Below are 19,645 nucleotides of genomic sequence, written 5' to 3'. Positions count from 1 at the left end.
AAAACAGGCGAGTGTGAACACCACCCTACAGATTAAACTCTGGAGAATCCACATGGGCTACAAACATATAGAAGTTAAACAAGTTGCTGGTTTCATCGGTGCCGAAATTGGTAGCGTAGACCTTTCCCGTCCTCTTTCTGACGAGCAAGTCCAAGAAATCCGTAAAGCGTTATTGAAATGGAAAGTTGTGTTCTTTCGTGGTCAGAACATCGATCATGCTGCCCAGGTTGAGTTCACATCTCGTTTCGGTGAAGTAACTTTCGCGCATCCACTCGGAGAGCCTGAACCAGTCCCGGGATTCCCACAGATTAAACCCGTAGATCGTAAGCTCTATGAGAAGCAGTACGGTTTTCGCACTGGTGGTCCTTGGCATACAGATGTAACGGCAGCTATTAACCCACCAGCAGGGTCAATTTTACGCGCGGTTAATGTCCCCAGCTTCGGTGGTGACACTCAGTGGAGCAATCTAGTTGCGGCTTATGAGGGACTGTCAGCACCCCTACGGGCGCTAGCAGACACATTGAAAGCTGAACATCGCTTTAATGGGGGCGGGTATCAGCCCCGCAACGGCAAATTCGACGAGCGCATTGCTGTTAATCCACTAGTCTCAATCCACCCAGTAGTAAGGGTTCATCCTGAGACTGGCGAACGTGCGTTGTTCGTTAACCCTGGCTTCACCTCGCACATTATTGACGTGTCACCACAAGAGAGCAAGCTGTTACTTGAGTTGTTCTTCAAGCAAATCACCAAACCTGCCTACACCACCCGTTTCCGTTGGAACAATGGTGATATCGCGTTCTGGGATAACCGGGCCACTGTACATTTAGCTCCTCAAGATTTAGATCATTTGGATGTTGAGCGTCTCTTATATCGCACCACCATTACTGGTGATGTTCCAGTTGGAGTTGATGGTTTCCGCTCCCAAGTGGTTCAAGGTGAGGTGTTCAACGCAGAAGTACCAACTGTCTTTAAGCAGAAAGCTGAGTCTAAGGAACCACAACCAGTGCTTTCGTAAACCTGAGTTCTGTTAGCTTTCTTCTCTACGAGAGGCCGTCTCTTGAATTCCCCCTTTTTTAGGGGGAATAAGGCGGTAATGATATCTTTTGCCGAGCATGGAGATGTATATATATCGCAGTTTTTCAAGCAGAGAATGAAAGTCTAAGCCCTTCTTTTTAAGGAGGCTTTAAAAGTATCTAACTATATCACTAAAAACTTTTCAAACATCTTTTTAGAGATAAAAGGGAGAAAAACTAGTATAATCACTGCCTAAACTTTTGCCTAAAGGTATCAACATTAATATCAAGTAACCAGTTATCAAAAAAGTGCAAATTGGCAAATATTTGATATCCAGACGTGATTTACTCTACGCCTTGTGGAGTGTGACTCTTTGTATCGTTGGAGACAACAGTGAAAAATCTTTGAGATGTACCACAGTCAATTTCCAGGCTTGGGAATAATCCTTAATTTACCTGACTTTCAGCCTTAACTGAACCGTATTGGCATAGAAAGGGCAATTGAGTTTTTCATTCTTCCTGTTTTCCCAAATACACTTCAATTACACGAGAGTCATTTTGCACTTCTTCAAAATTTCCTTCGCACAGCACCGAACCTTCATGTAACACTGTTACTTTCTTGGCAATTTGACGCACAAATTCCATATCATGTTCAATTACTAAAATTGAATGACTCTGCGCTAGTGCTAAAAGTAGTTCGCCGATGTTGTATGTTTCTTCATCTGTTAAACCAGCAACAGGTTCATCAACGAGTAATAAGTCAGGGGACTGTGCTACTAACATCCCAATTTCTAAACGTTGCTTTTCTCCGTGGGAAAGTAAAGCTGCTCTGATATCTGCTTTCGGCGTTAAACCAATGGTTTCTAATAATCCTTTAATATTATTCTTTTCAACACTATTAGAACCTTCAAACAAAGTAGAAAAGACATTTTTATTCTTGTTACTAGTAATTTCTAGATTTTCACGAGGTGTTAAATTTAAGTAAATTCTGGGTGTTTGAAACTTGCGCCCAATTCCCAATCGGGCAATTTTATATTCAGGTAAAGAACGCAGGTTTTTACCTTTGAATAAAACTCGCCCAACCGTTGGCTGAACTTTCCCCGTAATCACATCGAGAAACGTTGTCTTTCCCGCGCCATTCGGGCCAATTACTACCCGTAATTCACCCACATCCATACTAAAGTTAAGCTGGTTTAAAGCTTTAAAACCGTCAAAACTAACAGTTACGTTTTCAGTTTCCAATATTTTCGCGTTCATGTTGTACTTCGGGGTCTTCTTCCAAGGTGGGATATGTAGCAATTTCTTGACGACGGTGGAAAAGAGAAATATTCTGACTACGCAACCATCCCACGATGCCGTCAGGAAGGACTGTGACGACTATCAAAAATAGTGCGCCTTGGAAAAATAGCCAGATTTCGGCAAATTGTTCGCTTAAAAAAGTGCGGGCATAATTTACTAACAAAGTTCCGACAATCGCGCCAATTAAAGTAGCGCGTCCACCTACAGCTACCCAAATCACCATTTCAATCGAAAAGGCAATATCCATTGCTCTGGGTGATACAGAACCACTCTGAATGGTGTAAAATGCTCCTGCTATGCCTGCGATCGCACCTGAAACCGCAAACACCACCACCTTAAAATCTGTAGGGTCATAGCCAGAAAATCTTACCCGACTTTCATCATCACGAATCGCTATCAACAATCTGCCAAAACGTCCAGTTGTCAACCAGCGACAAATCCCATAGGTGGCTGCGAGAAACACTACCGTCAGCGTGTAGAAAATAAACTGCGTTTTCGTATCGCTCACACTTGCCCCAAACAAGGTTGTAAAATCTATCAGTCCGTTCGTACCGTTGAATAGTTTTTGCTGACCATTAAAGAAGTTGAAAAATACAATAGTTCCGGCTTGAGTCAAGATAGAAAAATAAACTCCCTTGAGACGATTTCGGAAAACTAAATATCCCAACAATCCCGCCAATAACCCTGGAATGAGTACCACCAAAGCTATTGTTACAGGAAACGAATAAAAAGGTTGCCAAAAGGCGGGAAGTTCTGTAACCCCATAAAGTCCCATGAAATCAGGCAATTCTCCAGTAGGGACTTGCAGTTTCAGGTACATTGCGATCGCATATCCACCCAAACCAAAGAAGATACCATGTCCCAAACTTAGTAAACCAGTATAACCCCAAATCAAATCGATACCCAAAGCTGCGATCGCCAGCGACAAAAATCGTCCCAACAAATTCAGGCGAAACTCCGTAAGCAACAGTGGCATAACAATTATAAGGAAGAGTGCGATCGCAACCACCACACCCACCTCAATTAATAACCCTCCTCCCCTATTCCTCATTCTTTCTTCGCGTCCTTTGCGTCTTCTCGGTTCGTTTTAAACATCAACAGTACGTCCCTTCTGCGGAAAAATCCCCCCAGGCTTCCACTGTAAAAACACAATAATCAGCGCAAATACCATCACCTTCGCCATACTCGTCGTCGCAAAAAAAGTAAACAAATCAGCCAAAGGTTTAACAGAACTCAACAACAAAGCCAAAGTACCAGAACCAATTAAAAAATTAGCCGTACCAATACCCAAAGCAGCCACAATCGTCCCAGCTAAATTCCCTACACCCCCAACGACAACAACCATAAAAGTATCAATAATATAGTTTTGTCCCGTATTTGGCCCTACAGAACCAAGCAAACTAATCGCACATCCAGCCACACCAGCTAAACCAGAACCCAATGCAAAAGTAATTGCATCAACCTTTTGAGTTGGGATACCCAAACAAGCGCTCATACTCCGGTTTTGCGTCACAGCCCGAATTCTTAAACCCCAGCTAGAACGTTGTAAAAATAAATAAATTCCCGCCACACAGATTATTGTTAAAGCAATAATAAATAATCTGGCAAAGGGTAATTGCACACCACCTAAAGATATCCCTGCTTGTAACCAAGTCGGTGCTGTTACATCTACATTTTGAGCGCCAAACCAAGGTTGAGTCACAGCTAACTGATAAGTTTGACTCAATAAATTGCCCGTTGTGATTGTCACTCCCAGCGATAATAAAAATATCACCGCCACAATCCAGTTACGAACTCTTCCCAAATCAGTGCGGGAATTTAAAATCCATAAACCTCCAAAAAACAGCAGAGAAAATAAGCCTATGCCAACTATCAATACCCAATTCACGCTGCGAACAAACTGCTGAAAAATTAAACTTACTCCCCAAGTTGCTAGTAGAGTTTCTAATGGGCGTCCATAGAGATAACGAATCACGCCTCTTTCTAAAATTAATCCCACAGCAGCCGTGAATATAAATGCAATAATCAAAGCCAAAAATATATAGACTTCAAACCACACCCCACCTAATTGCTTACATACATTTTGCACAACATAAGTTGTATAAGCACCAAACATCATCAATTCACCATGCGCCATATTGATGACGCCCATCAATCCAAATATAATCGCCAGTCCCAACGCAGCAATTAATAATACCGCGCCAATACTAATACCATTAAATACAGCTTCTAAGAATCCTGCTAACACTTATTTCTCCACAAACTAATTAGTAATTAGGTTGCCTCGTTCCCAGTCTGAGACTGGGAATGCCTATTAGGAGGCTCTGCCTCCTGACTCGCGGCAAAGCCGCAATGAGCAGCATTTCCAGGTTCTACCAAGAAACGAGAAAATTATGAATTATTTAGGTTTTCTTGTACTTACCACCCTTAGCAGGGTCACTCCAATCACAAGCAAATCCCTTAGTTTCTTTGACAAATTGATTCCAAGGAACTGGCTCAACTGGTGCAGGAGTAGCATAGACAATATCAAATAAACCATCTAGCCTTACTTGACCAATTCGCACAATTTTAGATATGTGATGATTAGCATCCATTGTCACCTTACCTTCAGGTGCATCTATGGTTTGACCATAAGCCGCAGCACTTACCTTAGCTATGTCTGTAGTACCAGCTTTTTGTACTGCTTGCTTCCACAAATAAACTGCAATGTATGCTGCTTCCATTGGGTCATTTGTTACCCGATTTTCACCGTATTCTTTTTTGAAAGCTGCGACAAACTTTTTATTAGCAGGTGTATCTACTGTTTGGAAGTAATTCCAAGCAGCATAGTGACCTTTGAGATACTCTACACCAATTGCTTTAACTTCTTCTTCAGCAATACTGACAGACATGGAAGGATATCTTTCTGGTGTCAATCCAGCACCTTTCAATTGTTTGAAGAAAGCAACGTTGCTATCACCATTTAGAGTATTGTAAATTACACCTCCATTAGGCAAAGCTTGCTTAATTTTAGTGATAATTGGTGTAACCTCCGTGTTCCCAAGAGGTAAATAGTCTTCACCAACTGTTTTTCCGCCTAAAGCTTCTAGTTGAGCTTTAATAATTGTGTTAGCAGTCCGGGGAAAAACGTAGTCAGAGCCAACTAAGAAGAATTCTTTGCCCTTATTTTTTAACAGCCAATCAACAGATGGTTCAATTTGTTGATTTGGCGCAGCGCCAGTGTAGAAAATATTTTTAGAACACTCTTGACCTTCGTATTGCACAGGATACCAGAGCATGTGGTTTTTGCTCTCGAATACTGGCTTAACGTTCTTGCGGCTAGCAGAAGTCCAACAACCAAAGACTACAGCAACTTTATCTTGATCGATTAGCTTGGTTGCTTTTTCTCTAAAAGTATCCCAGTTAGAAGCACCATCTTCGGTAATTGCTTCAATTTGCTTACCTAAAACACCACCAGCAGCGTTAATTTCTTTGATTGCTAACTTTTCAGCATCAACAACGCTTTTTTCACTAATAGACATCGTACCACTCAGAGAGTGCAAAATACCTACTTTGATGGTGTCACCAGCAGTAGCCGCCGCTGGTGAAGCCGTAGGAGGTGCGGCTGGACTCTCTGTCGCAGTTGGAGAATTATTCGCGCAAGCTTTCAAAAAAAAGCTGCTTCCAAAAGTTAAAGAGCCGTAGATTATAAACTTGCGTCGGTTAAATTGTCTTCTCATCTTTTTATGAATTTTCCTGTTGATGAATCAGCCAACTTATAGAAAGCTGACAATATCAATCTTTAAAGTGTGATATTAGTGCGATAGTTTACTAGTAAAAAGTGACGCCTTATACAAAAAAGTTTGTTTTTGTAATAAAAAACAAACTTTTTAATATGAAGCTTTATTAACTTTATAAAGATTCTCATATCTATGCAATACGTTATGGAAGAACAAAACCTTTCTCTTCCACGAACATCTTTGATTCTAGACAGTTAAAAACTGCTAAGTATCTAGGCATAAATAAATTTAAAGTTTGTAGTAAGGATTTTAGTCCTGATAATCCTTGCTCTGAGCGATAAATCGCTCACTACAAACTAGGAGTTTATTTTATATTTAATTATGTCTACCTACTTATCTCTTTTCAAAATTCTGGTCTGTGCTGAACAGATAGCTGGTTAACACAGCAATAGTTTTAATCATTAAATCAGGTTAGAATATTCCACCTACACTGCTATTGCTCAGATATTCCTGGTTCAATCCGTGCCCCAAGCTGAAGAACCCGTCCAAGATCGTCAGCGTTTCGCCAGGTTTCAATTATCTTTCCGTCGGTAATATAATGAATGAACGTAGCAGTGAATGTCTGTTGACGGCCACGACTAGGTATGCCAAGAAAACTCTCCTGGATGCAGGTATTAGTCGCGCGCACAACAACTTTGTCACCTTCAGCGATTACGTCTTCAATTGTCCATTTCTGCTGGATAGGCCCAAATGAACCAAAGAGTTTGCGTACCCCTTCAGGGCCAAGAGGAAGTCCTGGTAAACCACCGTGCATTTTCCAAGTCGGGGCGGTTATCTCACAAATTTCTTCGATCTTATGCTCGCTAATAAGTTCAATCCACCGTTGAGCAATTATTTTGTTGTCCTCAATGGAAGACATTGCTGCTATTCCTTTACTGAAAATTAGGCGAACTCTAATTATTTATTTAGACAGACAAGATGCACTATTGTCAATTAACCAAGTATGAGATTGAATTAAAATCAGTGCAGCGTTTAATGTGTCAGCATCAGTAATATTTGTGTTTTTCGCTGTGGGGCTTTTAGATTAGCATTTGTGTAATAATTTCATCTTCCTGTCCAGTTACAAAATTAGCAAAGCGCTTTGCCAAAGGTGGTATCAGTACTAGGGGATTGCTAAATCCAGAGAAAACATGAACACCTTTAAATTCGGGAATAGCACCAATTAAGGGGAGTTGATTGCTACTAAATGCGACTAAGCAGTGATACCAAGTCCCTGGTAGATTCTCCAGTGCTGGTAAAATTTGACCAACACTTTTTCGCAACCATTTTTCGCTTACGTCTGAGTTTACCTTGGCTTGAGGATCTGCGATCGCACGGCTAATTTGACCGATGCGGATACTACCATCTTGAAACTGAATCGCACCCACATCTAAAATCGCTGGTACTAATTCATTACCAAGTTCATCCCATAATTCATCAACTTGAGTAGATTCAGCTTCTAGTTGAAACCGTTGTTGATTCGCTGGCATAACTAAGGTGCGTAACCTGACATCAACGGGTGAGGTTTCAATGATTTCTTCGTGGGTAAAATACAGCTTGATGGAAACACCAGCAGATTTGAGAAGCTGGCGGCTGAGTCCACCCGCACAAACGACTACGTTAGCGCTGTGGAAAGTTGCACTGGTGGTTTTTACACCATCTTGCAATACTTGCAATACTTGGGTAATCTGCATTTCACCCCCAGCCCGCTCAAAAGCTTGGATGTAAGCTTGTGCTGTTTTTTCTGGGTGAATATGACCGTGTTTGACAGTTAAAGCCCCAGATATCGCCTCTCGATTTAGCTGTGGTTCCAACTCACAAGCTTCTTGGATACTGAGTAAACGGGGTGGAATGGCAAACTGATTATATAATACAGCAGTTGTTTCTGGGTCGTTATGGGCTGAAATAGTCAGTAATAAATCTAATTCCCGAAATTGGATATCAGCGTCTAACTCTTGAGATAGGATATGGTAACGTGCGATCGCTTCTTTGCACAATAGCCGAGTTAGTGGCGTACTACCCGACCAATAGGCAAGCCCACCATAACTATAGCGAGTTGCATTCTGTAGTCTGCTGTATTGCTCCAACAAAAGTACAGAAAAGCCAGTTTTAGCCAGTTCATAAGCGAGTGCAGCACCCGTAATTCCGCCGCCAACCACAATCCAATCGTAGGTTTTCATATTAAATATCTTTCTTAATTACGAATTACCGAAGAAAGGCAGAGGGCAGGAGGCAGGAGGAAGAAAATATATTTTTTGCCCACAGAAGAGCGGGTTTAGAGCAAGTAAATTTATTTATGAAAAACAAAAAAAGATGTACATAGTGACGCGCAGCGCATATTTACAGCGTCCTTATTAAATCCCCTAAATTTATTTATGGGGATTCCAACTGAGCCTCCTGCCTTCTACCTTTTGCCTTCTGCCTCCTGCCTCATTACGAATTACCATAAGTTGCTTGTAAACGTTGTAAAAGATATTCTCCCGCAAGGATAGGGGGATAGATAGGCGATTGTTCTTTCTGGCAACTCTCCAAACAAGTAATTTCTGTATCATCATTAGGATGACAGAAAAAAGCCATAGAATACCGAGACTGATTTACCCTATTATCAGTGGGAATCATCACTCGATGCTTAGTTGAGCAAAACAGATGATTTGTCCACCGTTGCATTAAATCGCCAGTATTGACTATTACAGTATCAGGAATTGCAGGTGCGGCAATCCACTCTCCAGATGCTGTCTGTACTTCCAACCCACCAATGTCATCTTGGAAAAGCAAGGTCATACTGCCATAATCAGAATGCTCACCAGCACGCACCTGTCCGGGTTTTGGTGGTGTCTGCAATGGTGGATAGTGTAATAGTCGCAAGGTATGATTTGGTTGATTATGTCTTACAGTAAAAAAATCTTCTGGCAATTCCAACGCCAACGCATAAGCTTGTAATATCGTGTTAGCAAGTTCTGTACAATTATCATAGAAGGTGACAAGAGAAGCATCTATCCCTACCGCTTGTTTGTTTACATTAAATGCCTCTTTTAAGTCGCCTGGTTGATTGGGGTTAAGACGTTCTCTCTCAATCCCAACGTAACCCATATTACTAAATTCATCACTCCAAGCTTGCTTTTGCTTAACTTCTAAAGGTAAATTGAAAAAAGATTTACTGTGAGTGAATACTTCCTTGATTAGGTCTTTTGATATTCCTGAATTTTGCAAGTATATGAAGCCAATTTCATGACAAGCTTCATAGATTTGTTTGATGACAGCTTGCCGAGTTATTGCGTTGCCCTTAGTAAAATTAGTGAAATCAATTACTGGAATTCTGACCATTGATTTAAAACACCACATCTTTACGCAACTTCAGATTTTGAATACGAGTATCTTCGGTAGCTGGTACATCCTCCTGAGCAAATGGAATCTGCTTAAAGTTAGCAGCCAAATATTCTGCTAATGCATCTTGTTCAGAACCATCAGCAGCAAAGGTGGCTAAACCTGTGCGTTTGCTCTTATCAACATCTTTTGATGTCAAATCAACCCGTTCAGTTTTGGGAAAAGGATAACCATCACCACCATTTGCTAGAAAGTTTAAGGTGACAGCGCGGAAGATGCGATTAGAGTCACCCACTAACTCTGCATTTTTCACCACTACATCAATAATTTTGCCTTTTCCATCTTTGATAGCTAGGGATTTAACACGCTTACCTGCTGGCAAGTTCGGGTCAAAGCTAAAGGCTAATCCCGCGACTTGGGGAAAACTGCCAGGGGTAGCACCCGGCGCTATGGCTGCTACACTGTGTTCAATTATTGCTACTAGTTCTTTAGCATTAAAAGTAACTAAAGTCAAGCTATTGTTAAACCGTAAAGCATTGGTAATATCAAGTTGGGAAATTTCTTTTTCTTTCTTGCCTGCTACAGGATTTGCTTGGGGTGGCAGTTTGATAACATCCTGTGAGCGAGTCGAACCTGCGGGAAAGGTATAGGTACCAATATTGTCACGGATACCACCACCATTTTTGATAGAAATGACAGTTTTAGGATCGTATCGTTTAGCGATCGCTAAATTAGCTTCGGCTGTCAAATTCCCAAAATTGGTTTCTTGGGTGCGGACATCACCCCGCCAGCCGTTAAGGAAAACGTTGCTTTTCCCAAAAATCTGACCATCTTGGGCAATAATCACTTTTTTGAGTGCTTCTGTAATGGCAACAATTTTGGCGTCGGGTTTCCCACCCACAGCTGCTACACCTTGGGAATCAGCCGCATAAGCACCGCTGATTTTAGGGTCAATACTTTTAGGAATAATCACTCCCTTGGCATCAAAGTTAACTACTAGACGACCAACATAGCGATAATTTCCATCGGTATTAACTACCGCTATCGGATTACCGTCTGCGGCTTTTTTGATGATTGGATAAGTTCCAGCAGATTTATCACCCACTCGCAGACGGTCTGTTTTGTCAGCTAGTAAGGTATTGGAACCACCAGCAACAATAATATCTACTCCCTTGAGGAATTTTGCTAGCTTTTGCTCAATGGCAATTTGCTGCATGTGTGCCAATAGAATAACTTTGTTAATCTCTGGGTTTTTTGTCAGCAGAGTATCAACAGAAGTTTGAATTTCAGCAGCTAAGGCGGCGATATCTGCGGTATCACGGTCATTAAATTCTTTAGGCAACACACTCACACCACCGGGAGAAGAAATAGTCCGCAGTGTGGGAGTTGTCGCCCCAACTACAGCAATTTTTTCACCATTGACGGTAATAATGGTGCTACGGGCAATTTTATTCGGAATTTTACTTGCCTCTTGTCCATCAGCAGTAACTAATTTTGCTAGGTCTTTATCAGTGCTGAAGTCTAGATTTGTGCTGAGATAGGGAAATTTTGTACCTGGGTAATCTTCTTTAGCACGGAGTAAGTCGGCAACAACACCCGTACCTAAGTCAAATTCGTGATTACCAAATGCGATCGCACCAAAACCAAGAGCATTTAAAATTAAAATATCTCCTCGTCCCTGACCACCAAAAGCTGTGTCACTGGCAAATAAGAAGGGACTGGGAATATAAGCATCTCCAGATGAAAGGATTAAGGTATTAGGATAATCAGGTTTACCATCACGATTAGCATCTTGATTTTTCAGTGCATTCAACACCGCCGAAAAGTTCGGTGCATCCTTTAGCGCTGGGACACCTGCTTCTTGGTCGGAAGTATGTAAAAGTTGTAGTGTGAACCCTGACTTCTGTGCTGTTTTAACTTGCACCATACCACCAGTAGTTCCTAAAAATAAAAAGATGCTAGATATAGTCAGCCAACTTAATCGGCTAGTCCTTAAATCTCGGCGATTAAACTTACTGAAAAATCGACTTTTCCGATCTAAAAAAGACATAATAAATTTTCTAGTTCATCAGTGGTGAATAATTTTTTAGTGTATTATCAATATCCCATAAGAAATATTTCATAAGTTAATTTTAATATTCATCTTCACATCTGATTGGAAATTACCCATGTATAGGAAAAGATTATATAGGACTAGCCCTTTTAAGGTGAACGTTTGTACTATAGCATTTCCTAGTCTAGTGAGGTACAGTAACAACAGTGAGTAAACCAGTTGTGAATATCTTTTAAAGATACTTTATTAAAAGCTTCTTCAATTGCTTTAGCTAAATCTACGTAATTTCTTGCACCGAGAGAACGTAGTATACTTTTAATTTTTGACCAGCAATTTTCGATTGGTGAAAAATCGGGAGAATAAGGTGGTAGATAAATGAGATTTGCTCCTGCTGCTTGAATCAATACTTCAATCTCTTTATTTTTATGAATCGAGTAATTATCCATAACAACATAGGCTCCTGACCAAAGTTTTGGCACTAGCTTTTGAGAGATAAATGCCTCAAAGGTCAGTCCATCTGTCGCACCAATCAGACTAATTTGAGTAATCACACCTTTGAAAGCAATAGCACCAATTAAGGAGACATTTTTTCCTCGTTTAATAGGACGTTTACCTCGCGCTCGTTTTCCTTTGGGCGCACGGGCAAACAGTCGTACTAAAGATAAATTAACGCCAGATTCGTCAATGAAAATCAGGTCTTGGGCTAAAATACCTTGAACCGTTTGCCAGAATTTTAACCTTAGTAATTGAACTCGTTCACTTTCTTTTTCGGTAGGGTGTAGTGTTTTTTTTTGAGCTTTAGGTTTAACTTTTGCAGCATCCTATCTAGAGTTGAGCGACCAATCAAAACTCCTGTTTGTTGTTCTAGCAGGCAACGAAGTTCATCTAAGGTTGCATCATTATTAATCGCTACAATTGAAGACAAAATGTTTAACTGTTCTTCTGAAAGCTTTGTTGGTGTTTGTTGTATGCGAACTTTCGGAGCAATACTTCCACTCTCTCGATATTGTTTCAGCAATTTTTCAACAAAACTCACGGCTACTTGAAATCTTTTTGCTAGCTGACGCTGAGATGTTTTACCCTCAAAGTACGTATTGATAATCTTCTGACGTAAGTCGAGCGAGTATGCCTTCATTTCTATTTGAGTAAAATGCACAACCTATTTCTTTATCGTACCTCAGTAGACCGGGAAACGCTATATAAAATAAATGATGTTTTTAACCCAATTTTGGTACTTTGGCTCAGGCGATCGCTTAATTTACAGTCCAAAAATTTGGAGGTGAATGCATAAATTCCTTGTTCAATTCCAGCCGATGCCTTAAATGCCGTAAAAATTTTGATAGTACATATGCTCACCTTGAAAGGGCTGGTCCTATTTATCTTTGAGTCGGCTCTTGCACTTAAAGAAGAATCACGTAGCAATCGCCAGCGATAACCATTGGTTGCGATCGCATGAATCGAGGGATGCAAAAAAATCTAAAATTTGATCATCTGCAACTTAATTGATAAAGTCGAGCAAAGGGTTATACCATTTCTTTGTAAGGCTGCGCCAAACCCTCTTAACTTCTTCTTTCTTTGTGTCCTTTGCGTCCTTTGCGGTTCGTTTTTCTTTCTTGTACTTAAATATGGTTTAGCGCATCTTCATACAGAATTGGTATTAGTCCTAAAACTATGTCTGTTGCAATTTTGTTAACGGCGATTGCTCACTTTCGTCTGATATGTAACTTTTTAGTCTTAAAATCACTTAACTTGGCGGCGCTGCTTCTTCAAAGGGACGAATAATCGCCGGGGCTGGTGTAACCTCTGGTTTAAAAATTGCCTGCAATGCTTGTTCTAAGGTTTGTGCCATGACAATCCGGTTTTCGTAAGCCACCACTACCCGTACCAAGGTTGGCAGACTATTCTGTGTGGCTTCTAGATAAATTGGCTCGACATACAGCAGCGATTGCTCAATGGGAATTACTAGTAGATTGCCTTGAATAGCTCTCGAACCCTGGCGATTCCACAAGGAAATTTGCTGAGAAATTACTGGGTCTTGGTTAATCCGCGCCTCGATTTGCTCTGTTCCGTAAATCAGGCGTTCTTTAGGAAAGACATATAGCACCAGCTTACCGTAGTTTTTGCCATCCGATCGCGCCGCTAACCAAGCAATTAAATTAGTCCGTTGTTTGGGAGTGTAGGGTAAAAACAGAAGAAATTCTTCAAAGTCTACGGCGGGTAAACTAGTAATCAAATAATACGGCTCTACCGGACGGGGTTCACTACCATAGATTTCGTTAGGAATCTGCCACTGGTCTTCCCGGTTGTAAAATACTTGGGGGTCGGTCATGTGGTAGGTCATCAACCGCTCAGATTGAATTTTGAAAAAGTCCACCGGATATCGGGTATGACTGCGGAGATTGACTGGCATTGTACTGAGCGGTTTGAACATGTTGGGAAATATCGCTGACCAAGTGGCAATAATCGGATCGCTCTGATCGGCAATGTAAAACTTCACAGTGCCGTGATAGGCATCAATCACTACTTTGATAGAATTGCGAATGTAATTGATACCATCGCTACCAGTGTCTGAGTAGGGATAGCGATCGCTCGTTGTGTAAGCATCAACAATCCAATAAAGATAACTAGGATTACTTGGGAAATCTTGATTAGCAGCAGCAGCAACTAAATAAGGGTCGCTGTCAAATTTCAGGAAAGGTGCGATCGCTTGAATTCTTTCCTTGACATTTCGTCGCAGTAGCACTCTTGTATCTGGCAAAAAGTCCCGCGTCAGCACCATCTGCCAATCTTTCAAATACATGGCAAATAGCCACCGTCGCCATACTGAACCGATTTCAACACCACCTAGACCCTCGTAAGAGTTGTAAACATTGTCACTACCGCTAGGATAGTCTAGCTCTCTAATTCTTGTGCCAGTCATTACATAAGTATTGGCGATTTCACCGTAATAAATCCGGGGTTGTCCAATCGGAATACTTTGACGAACGGCTTCATTAGAAGTTGTGAGAGCGCTACTATTACCGCTAATATCTTTAACAAAATATTCTGGTAGCCCACCCGGACCAACTGTATTAACTGGACTAACAGTAAACCCGAAACCGTGGGTATAAATTAAATGGCGATTAACCCATGTTTGAGCTTCCTGTGGTACAGCACTGTAATCTAATTCTCGTGCGGCAATCAGTACCTGCCGCCGTTCTGTTGATTCAACTGCTTCCTGCTGCGTTACTGGCGGCTTTTGAGGGGCAGGTGGTCGGCGTGAAGTTACATCTGTTTTGAGAGTATATCGATCAATATCGGCATCGGGGAACTGATAATACGGGCGAATCTGTTGCAGTTGACGGTTAGTTTCTAAGAGTGGTCGCTCATCCCACAGGCGAATATTCCGAATTGTCGAGTCATTCTTTTGAATATCAGCTTCAGTCAGTGTTCCTTGCGGGTTGAAGCTTCTAGAATCGATCGCCTCTAAATCGAATGCTTGACGAGTTAAGGCAATAGTCCGCTGAATGTAGGGTTGCTCTCGTTGCAACTCATTAGGTTGGACAATTAAATATTGCACCACAGTAGGTAAAACAACATCAGCAGCTACAACTAATACTAGATAAACCCCCAACCCGTAAAATACAAAGCTACGATACTGAGATTTGGGTTTCCAGAAAAACGTTCGCCAAAGGAGGTAAAAGGCGATCGCAACTGCCACAATGCCCAAGACGGTGTAAGCTGGCAACTGGGCTGTGACATCGGTATAGCTAGCACCATAACTCACACCACGGCTAGAATACACGAGTTCATAGCGACTTAGCCCATAACTCAAAGCTACTACCAGCATCAATAAGCCACCCATACCGAATAAATGACGCTGCTGCTGCGGTGAAAAACCAGGGAAAATTCCCTGACTCAAACTATCCCCCGACAAGAGATAAGTGAGAGTAACGGCGACGAAGCCATACAAACATAATCCCATCAGCCACAGTTCTAGCAGTTCCCAAAAGGGTAAGGAAAATACGAAAAAGCTGATATCTCGACCAAATAAAGGCTCAGTGCTGTTGAAAAGGGTGGGGTGAAAATATTGCAGCACCTTTGGCCAGTGTCGGAATATGATGAAGGCAAAAATCGGACTGGAGAGAATTGCGATCGCAGTCAGTAAAAATTGAGGATAGATTAAGATGGCGATCGCTACTCCCCCAATTAAACCGAGATACCAGACTTGAGAGACAATCTGCCTCAACAGTTGCCAGATTGTCTCCGGTCGAAATAGGGTGGGAACGGGTAGAATAGCCTGATTAACTGGAGAATGCCAATAGAAAAGAGCAATTTGACCATAGTGAACCAGCATTAACCCAATCAACAAGCTTAGAACCAGAGTTAAGGGTAATAACCAGCGCAATTTTAATGCTTGAAAGCTTTGTGGCCCTAGTATCCGGGTTTCGTTGCGTCTTGGATAATTAGGACTGAGAAAATTTGTTAATTCACTGTTGAGTTCTGCTTGCTCAATCTTTAGAGACTGGGAATATTTTAGCCGTTGTGCTAAAGCCAGGTTTAGCAGTAGATAGACAACAGTTATCCCAGCCACGACTACCCACAAAACACCACGAGTCACCAGCCTCAACAAAAACACTTGCAGATAGCCGACTTCCCGAAACCAAAAAATCTCTGCTCCCAGGCGGGAACCCAGATCCAACAGTAGCCACAGCCCCAAGAATACAATTAATAGTCTAAAGCCCCATTTCCAATACATTAATAACTAATTTAAGAAGAACGCCAATTCTCTATTTACAAGCTAGGTACTCTTTGAAACTCTCGAACATTAGATGTTACAACAATATGATTGTGAGTTAGTGCTGTTGCTGCGATCGGTACATCATAAGAACCGATAGGAGTACCTGCTGTTTTCAAAATACTTCTAATTTGGGCAGCAAGTTCTGCTTCTTCCACACCAAAAGGTAAAATTGTAATCAAACCTAATAATGCTTCAATCAATGATTGGATTTTCAAGGCACGTTGGGGATTGATTGCTAATCCATACTTCACCTCCATTACTGTTAAGGAGGAAATAAAAATATCAGTGGGAGTAGTAGACTTTAATAGGTTGAGAGTATTTTCTTCTCCCTTGACAAAATCACTAATTACGCAGGTATCGAGTAAATAACCCATCATTACAACTGGATTTCGTTAGGTGGTAGCAGTTCGTCTCGGTAGGACTCAAAAATAATACTTTCTACTACACCTTGATGTTGCATAATCGTTTCTGGCCAAGTCATGAGTTTTGTTTCTAAGAAAGTAACAAAGACTCTGCTCTCAATAATACCTTGTGGCGTTTCAGCTAGTTCGATTTTGCCATTTTTATAAATTCCTTCAATAGTTCGTAGCATTATTGCTTACCTCCTATCTAATTTCTAGTAGCATCTATTGCTGCTCTAGTGGGGCTTGGCTAATTGTATCGAGTGCTTGTTCCAGAATGATTATACATAATAAGTTCTGGAATTATTTCTCGCAGCTTTTGCGTCAGAACCTCAATCGTAGAAGCTTCTGTTACTAATCCAGGTACGTCATCACTAGTTGCTACCCAAACTTCTGCGTCTGAATCCCAAAATGCTTCAACCTTAAATGTGATTTGTGCCATCATTGAGTGCTTACAACGTAGTTCCAGTTTAGAACATCCGAGTTCTCAGGGTAAGCCCAGACGCATCATTAGACTACAAGCGATGTCTACGACGAGCTACCCTACGCATTTTTGCTCTAAGTTCGTAGATAAACTAAAGTAAAGTTATCGTCAGCTAAAAAAGCATGATGTCTTCACTTCCCGTCAACGACGCTCAAAATAATTTACAAGAACTGATAGACCAAGTTGCAGAGCAGGGTAAGCCTGTGATCATTCAGGGTGAACGTGGTAATGCGATTCTGCTTGCAGAAAAAGACTGGTCTGCAATTCAGGAGACTCTTTACTTGTTATCTATACCTGGAATGGGAGAATCTATAAAAGAAGGACTAGCAATTCCGATCCAAGAATGCGATGAAGAGTTGGATTGGTGAGTCAGTGCAGTAATGGAGAGCCACTTCCGAATTCTGAAGAAGTGAGTTGGAGGTTGGTTTACACAAAACAAGTGCAAAAAGATGCCAAGAAGTTAGCTTCTAGTAATTTAAAGGAAAAAGCTGAGGAGTTGCTTGTAGTTCTTAAAAAAAATCCTTTTCAAAATCCTCCACCTTATGAAAAGCTGGTTGGTGATTTATCAGGTGCGTATTCTCGCAGGATAAACATACAGCATCGGTTGGTATATGAAGTCATCGAATCCGAACAAGTAGTCAAGATAATTCGGATGTGGACGCATTACGAGTAAGTTTTAGGTAGTTGATGAGATGATTTAATTTTGGGGTTGACCCGAACTTGATATTAATTATGGTTGACTCTTAAATAATCGCCCTTCACTTACCATTATTGAGCCATAGATTTCGGATGTTGCGGTTCTGCAAATTATTTATACTGTCCAATTTTGTGTCACCAAACCTGTTACTTGACTAAAATCACGATTATTTCGGGTCAAAAGTACCAAATTTCGTGAAATAGCAATTGATGCAATTCGCAAATCCATTGTAGCGACACGAACTCGCTGCGCTTTTAGTCCATCGAAAACTGTTGCTGCACTAGTATCGAATGGTAGAACTGGAGCAACTGAGAAACCTTGAAGAATCTCCAGCAGTATCATCTATCCTCGAATTGTATCAGCCGATGTTTGGGCACGATTAATAAAGGTATTAGCACCAAGAACTTGTTCGTGAAGACTAATAATGGAAAATGCAAAATCTGCGGATGAGTGTTGAGCAATTCGAGCCGTTAAGTTCGCGTATTCCAAAGCAGAACGCCGTTGTAAAAAACTTATATGGTCGGTATCCAAAAGATACTTCACGTTTGGTCAGTGGTTTCGTCTGTGGGTCTATCAGCGTGGCGCAAAGACTCACCATACTCCAGAACTTTCAGGAAAACTTGCTCATCCGAAATTGAACCCGTCACTTTCTCAAGCCAATTGCTAGGAGTGGGAGCAGCGATAAGCAAACGTTTAAGTTCGGCAACTGTCTGCTCAAGATTTACCAAACGTTGCTCAATGGTAGTTTCATCTAGCATAATTTTTGAGTAGTGCAAAAAATCAACGGCTGGCATCATGTCAATCATAGCTGACTATGGATCTGCAATAATTTTCAGATATTTATCCTAAGTGGTTGTAATTCATGTATCTGTTAATTAGGGTTGACTATTAATAATTACCCTTCACTCAGGATGATTGAGCCTTGGATCTCGGATATTGCTGTTCTAAGCACGAACTTCCGAGTTCAGAGGTCGAAGTTCCGAGTTCAAAGGTCGAAATTTCGAGTTCAAAGGTCGAAATTTCGAGTTCAAAGGTCGAAGTTTCAAGTTCAAAGGTCAAAGTTCCCAGTTCAGAGGTCGAAGTTTCGAGTTCTGAAGGTGAAAAGTGGAGTTCTGAGCCTCAACATTGGAGATTAGAGGTTTATTTTTCCTGTTTTCTTCTTATTAATCCCCGCTTTTAACTTCTTCTTTACTCCAAACATATTTGCGGCAGACTTCGCAGGCGGCTTTTGCCTCCTCAGTTTGCGGGTTGGTGAAGATGGGATGATAACGCAACCTGTCACAGCAGACTTGTAACCATACACGCCAGTCAGCCCGCCACAACCGGACTCTGCCGTCTTCACCGCCACTGACAATCGTCTGCCCATCCGGGCTAATGGCGACAGAATTCACCCTACCCTGATCACCACCGAAGGGTTCAGCCAAGGGCCGACCTTGGAAATTCCACAACCGGACTGTGCCGTCATCACCGCCACTGACAATCGTCTGCCCATCCGGGCTAATGGCGACAGAATAGACCCTACCCTGCTCACCACCGAAGGGTTCAGCCAAGGGCTGACCTTGGAAATTCCACAACCGGACTGTGCCGTCTTCACCGCCACTGACAATGGTCTGCCCATCCGGGCTAATGGCGACAGAATTCACCCTACGCTGATTACCACCGAAGGGTTCAGCCAAGGGCTGACCTTGGAAATTCCACAACCGCACTGTGCCGTCATCACCGCCACTGACAATCGTCTGCCCATCCGGGCTAATGGCGACAGAATAGACCCTACCCTGCTCACCACCGAAGGGTTCAGCCAAGGGCTGACCTTGGAAATTCCACAACCGCACTGTG

General features: G+C 41.7%; 20 protein-coding genes. 3 read left to right on the top strand and 17 right to left on the bottom strand.

From position 1 onward, the window contains the following. The first annotated feature begins 52 nt into the window (after positions 1–52). Positions 53–1,015 carry a TauD/TfdA family dioxygenase gene (locus HWQ40_RS25795; protein WP_292783745.1) on the top strand — a complete coding sequence of 321 codons (963 nt, stop codon included), beginning with the start codon at positions 53–55 and terminating at the stop codon, positions 1,013–1,015. Positions 1,016–1,523: 508 nt separating this feature from the next. Here the strand turns inward: HWQ40_RS25795 and urtD are convergent. The 13 genes from urtD to HWQ40_RS25730 form a co-directional block, all read right to left on the bottom strand. Further along, positions 1,524–2,270: an urea ABC transporter ATP-binding protein UrtD gene (gene urtD / locus HWQ40_RS25790; RefSeq protein WP_292783600.1), complete on the bottom strand. Its 747-nt coding sequence runs from the start codon at positions 2,268–2,270 to the stop codon at positions 1,524–1,526. After that, a complete protein-coding gene (gene urtC, locus HWQ40_RS25785; RefSeq protein WP_292783597.1) occupies positions 2,245–3,363 on the bottom strand; it encodes an urea ABC transporter permease subunit UrtC in 1,119 nt (372 codons plus the stop codon). The genes urtD and urtC overlap by 26 nt, the downstream gene beginning before the upstream one ends. A 36-nt stretch (positions 3,364–3,399) precedes the next feature. Next, positions 3,400–4,560 carry a branched-chain amino acid ABC transporter permease gene (locus HWQ40_RS25780; protein ID WP_292783595.1) on the bottom strand — a complete coding sequence of 387 codons (1,161 nt, stop codon included), beginning with the start codon at positions 4,558–4,560 and terminating at the stop codon, positions 3,400–3,402. Between the two features lie 154 nt (positions 4,561–4,714). Further along, positions 4,715–6,031, bottom strand: coding sequence for an urea ABC transporter substrate-binding protein (gene urtA, locus HWQ40_RS25775; protein WP_292783593.1), 1,317 nt, complete (start codon positions 6,029–6,031; stop codon positions 4,715–4,717). A gap of 493 nt (positions 6,032–6,524) precedes the next feature. Then, positions 6,525–6,950: an ester cyclase gene (locus HWQ40_RS25770; protein WP_292783591.1), complete on the bottom strand. Its 426-nt coding sequence runs from the start codon at positions 6,948–6,950 to the stop codon at positions 6,525–6,527. Positions 6,951–7,110: 160 nt separating this feature from the next. Beyond that, a complete protein-coding gene (locus HWQ40_RS25765; RefSeq protein WP_292783589.1) occupies positions 7,111–8,250 on the bottom strand; it encodes an FAD-binding oxidoreductase in 1,140 nt (379 codons plus the stop codon). A 253-nt stretch (positions 8,251–8,503) separates the two neighbouring features. After that, a complete protein-coding gene (locus tag HWQ40_RS25760; RefSeq protein WP_292783586.1) occupies positions 8,504–9,394 on the bottom strand; it encodes a 2-oxoglutarate and iron-dependent oxygenase domain-containing protein in 891 nt (296 codons plus the stop codon). Positions 9,395–9,398: 4 nt separating this feature from the next. Beyond that, positions 9,399–11,444 carry a bifunctional metallophosphatase/5'-nucleotidase gene (locus tag HWQ40_RS25755; RefSeq protein WP_292783584.1) on the bottom strand — a complete coding sequence of 682 codons (2,046 nt, stop codon included), beginning with the start codon at positions 11,442–11,444 and terminating at the stop codon, positions 9,399–9,401. A gap of 182 nt (positions 11,445–11,626) precedes the next feature. Further along, positions 11,627–12,582 (bottom strand): IS630 family transposase gene (locus HWQ40_RS25750; protein ID WP_292783744.1). Its coding sequence is split into 2 segments (ribosomal slippage): positions 11,627–12,243 and positions 12,243–12,582, totalling 957 coding nucleotides; the frame shifts between segments, so codons are not numbered across the junction. Positions 12,583–13,191: 609 nt separating this feature from the next. Further along, entirely contained in the window at positions 13,192–16,185 is a 2,994-nt protein-coding gene (locus HWQ40_RS25745) for a UPF0182 family protein (protein WP_292783582.1), read from the bottom strand. A gap of 35 nt (positions 16,186–16,220) precedes the next feature. After that, on the bottom strand, positions 16,221–16,604 hold the full coding sequence (locus HWQ40_RS25740) for a type II toxin-antitoxin system VapC family toxin (RefSeq protein WP_292783580.1): 384 nt from the start codon (positions 16,602–16,604) through the stop codon (positions 16,221–16,223). Next, the gene (locus tag HWQ40_RS25735; protein ID WP_292783576.1) at positions 16,604–16,819 is read right to left on the bottom strand and encodes a hypothetical protein; all 216 of its coding nucleotides are present in this window, start codon (positions 16,817–16,819) and stop codon (positions 16,604–16,606) included. Before HWQ40_RS25735 ends, HWQ40_RS25740 begins: the two co-directional genes overlap by 1 nt. 59 nt (positions 16,820–16,878) lie before the next feature. Next, positions 16,879–17,070 (bottom strand): DUF1902 domain-containing protein, encoded by a 192-nt coding sequence (locus tag HWQ40_RS25730; protein WP_292783742.1) that lies wholly within the window; start codon positions 17,068–17,070, stop codon positions 16,879–16,881. 167 nt (positions 17,071–17,237) lie between these two features. On the opposite strand from HWQ40_RS25730, the gene HWQ40_RS25725 reads away from it, so the two are divergent. Together HWQ40_RS25725 and HWQ40_RS25720 are read left to right on the top strand one after the other, a co-directional pair. Beyond that, entirely contained in the window at positions 17,238–17,480 is a 243-nt protein-coding gene (locus HWQ40_RS25725) for a type II toxin-antitoxin system Phd/YefM family antitoxin (protein ID WP_366934028.1), read from the top strand. After that, positions 17,477–17,785: a Txe/YoeB family addiction module toxin gene (locus tag HWQ40_RS25720; protein WP_292783571.1), complete on the top strand. Its 309-nt coding sequence runs from the start codon at positions 17,477–17,479 to the stop codon at positions 17,783–17,785. The genes HWQ40_RS25725 and HWQ40_RS25720 overlap by 4 nt, the downstream gene beginning before the upstream one ends. 138 nt (positions 17,786–17,923) lie before the next feature. Here HWQ40_RS25720 and HWQ40_RS25715 read toward each other — a convergent pair whose 3' ends face one another. From HWQ40_RS25715 to HWQ40_RS25700, 4 genes are all read right to left on the bottom strand, one after another. Next, on the bottom strand, positions 17,924–18,151 hold the full coding sequence (locus HWQ40_RS25715) for a type II toxin-antitoxin system VapC family toxin (protein ID WP_292783569.1): 228 nt from the start codon (positions 18,149–18,151) through the stop codon (positions 17,924–17,926). After that, positions 18,152–18,340, bottom strand: coding sequence for a hypothetical protein (locus tag HWQ40_RS25710; RefSeq protein ID WP_292783567.1), 189 nt, complete (start codon positions 18,338–18,340; stop codon positions 18,152–18,154). A gap of 8 nt (positions 18,341–18,348) precedes the next feature. Continuing rightward, on the bottom strand, positions 18,349–18,615 hold the full coding sequence (locus HWQ40_RS25705; protein WP_292783565.1) for a transferase hexapeptide repeat containing protein: 267 nt from the start codon (positions 18,613–18,615) through the stop codon (positions 18,349–18,351). A gap of 357 nt (positions 18,616–18,972) precedes the next feature. After that, positions 18,973–19,645: WD40 repeat domain-containing protein (locus HWQ40_RS25700; RefSeq protein ID WP_292783562.1), on the bottom strand; the 673-nt coding region annotated here is incomplete at its 5' end.

The organism is Nostoc sp. NMS9 (genome assembly GCF_017114995.1).
GTDB lineage: Bacteria > Cyanobacteriota > Cyanobacteriia > Cyanobacteriales > Nostocaceae > Nostoc.
This window is presented reverse-complemented; position numbering and strand designations above follow the sequence as displayed.

Bases quoted from the DNA above. Each gene is read 5' to 3' on its own strand.
- HWQ40_RS25755 (WP_292783584.1), bottom strand. From the start codon at position 11,444: ATGTCTTTTTTAGATCGGAAAAGTCGATTTTTCAGTAAGTTTAATCGC.
- HWQ40_RS25705 (WP_292783565.1), bottom strand. From the start codon at position 18,615: ATGATTGACATGATGCCAGCCGTTGATTTTTTGCACTACTCAAAAATT.
- HWQ40_RS25715 (WP_292783569.1), bottom strand. From the start codon at position 18,151: ATGATACTGCTGGAGATTCTTCAAGGTTTCTCAGTTGCTCCAGTTCTA.
- HWQ40_RS25795 (WP_292783745.1), top strand. From the start codon at position 53: ATGGGCTACAAACATATAGAAGTTAAACAAGTTGCTGGTTTCATCGGT.
- urtA (WP_292783593.1), bottom strand. From the start codon at position 6,031: ATGAGAAGACAATTTAACCGACGCAAGTTTATAATCTACGGCTCTTTA.
- urtC (WP_292783597.1), bottom strand. From the start codon at position 3,363: ATGAGGAATAGGGGAGGAGGGTTATTAATTGAGGTGGGTGTGGTGGTT.
- HWQ40_RS25760 (WP_292783586.1), bottom strand. From the start codon at position 9,394: ATGGTCAGAATTCCAGTAATTGATTTCACTAATTTTACTAAGGGCAAC.
- HWQ40_RS25725 (WP_366934028.1), top strand. From the start codon at position 17,238: ATGTCTTCACTTCCCGTCAACGACGCTCAAAATAATTTACAAGAACTG.
- HWQ40_RS25745 (WP_292783582.1), bottom strand. From the start codon at position 16,185: ATGTATTGGAAATGGGGCTTTAGACTATTAATTGTATTCTTGGGGCTG.
- HWQ40_RS25730 (WP_292783742.1), bottom strand. From the start codon at position 17,070: ATGGCACAAATCACATTTAAGGTTGAAGCATTTTGGGATTCAGACGCA.
- HWQ40_RS25770 (WP_292783591.1), bottom strand. From the start codon at position 6,950: ATGTCTTCCATTGAGGACAACAAAATAATTGCTCAACGGTGGATTGAA.
- HWQ40_RS25765 (WP_292783589.1), bottom strand. From the start codon at position 8,250: ATGAAAACCTACGATTGGATTGTGGTTGGCGGCGGAATTACGGGTGCT.
- HWQ40_RS25740 (WP_292783580.1), bottom strand. From the start codon at position 16,604: ATGATGGGTTATTTACTCGATACCTGCGTAATTAGTGATTTTGTCAAG.
- urtD (WP_292783600.1), bottom strand. From the start codon at position 2,270: ATGAACGCGAAAATATTGGAAACTGAAAACGTAACTGTTAGTTTTGAC.
- HWQ40_RS25735 (WP_292783576.1), bottom strand. From the start codon at position 16,819: ATGCTACGAACTATTGAAGGAATTTATAAAAATGGCAAAATCGAACTA.